The organism is Alcanivorax sp. HI0044, from assembly GCF_001634945.1.
Map to the genome: position 1 here is coordinate 1 of NZ_LWEZ01001950.1, position 662 is coordinate 662.

Sequence of the window (662 nt, forward strand, 5' to 3'; positions counted from 1 at the left end):
AGGGTAAGGCGGTCGCGGTGGCAGAAGTGGAGGCGATCTGGAAAGCCAGCCCTCGCTGGCGGTTCAACTTTTTTGGTGGCGGTGGACGTGCCGCAGAAAGCCTTTCGGATTTGTCAGACGCCGAAGTGGCCAATAGCTACGGTAGCGGGTTTCGCTATCTGATCGCTCGCCGGTACGGGATGACGATGGGGATTGATATTGCCCGGGGGCCGGAGGAGACCGCCTGGTATATTCAGGCGGGGTCCAGCTGGCGTTGATCAGTCTTCTTTTTCGTCCATGTTTTTAGCTGCGGTGCGCGCATCTTCCAGTGCCGCAAACTGTTCGGAGATCAGCGCGCCCACTTCCTGATTCACCTTGCGAATGGTGTCGTACACCAGGCCGATGGTCTTGCGCTGTTTTTCTTTCAGGGCTGGCGCCTTGTCTTCAAAGAGGCCCAGCTTCTCCAGCGCGTCAAACGGTAGCCCGGCAATATGCTGGTGCACGTCTTCCACGGTGGTGGCGCCATCTTCAATGGCTTCCTGAATCATGTCCTTGAGCAGCTCTGCTCGTTCTGCTGTTTTTTTCATTGTTGGCCTGCGTGGTCAATCGGGTAAGGGACTGTTCCGCAATGTAGCGAAAACCGTTAATAAGGACCATAACCATTATGGACCCCGGGAACACGT

1 protein-coding gene and 1 pseudogene are annotated in these 662 nt (G+C 56.2%); one reads left to right on the forward strand and one right to left on the reverse strand.

Annotated features, from left to right (window positions below; genetic code table 11):
* Positions 1–257 (forward strand): annotated as a pseudogene (locus tag A3730_RS28995) (glyceraldehyde-3-phosphate dehydrogenase); the annotation flags it as partial.
* Here the strand turns inward: A3730_RS28995 and A3730_RS29000 are convergent.
* Positions 258–566 carry a hypothetical protein gene (locus A3730_RS29000; protein WP_039926707.1) on the reverse strand — a complete coding sequence of 103 codons (309 nt, stop codon included), beginning with the start codon at positions 564–566 and terminating at the stop codon, positions 258–260.
* Between the last annotated feature and the right edge of the window lie 96 nt (positions 567–662).

Bases quoted from the DNA above. Each gene is read 5' to 3' on its own strand.
- A3730_RS29000 (WP_039926707.1), bottom strand. From the start codon at position 566: ATGAAAAAAACAGCAGAACGAGCAGAGCTGCTCAAGGACATGATTCAG.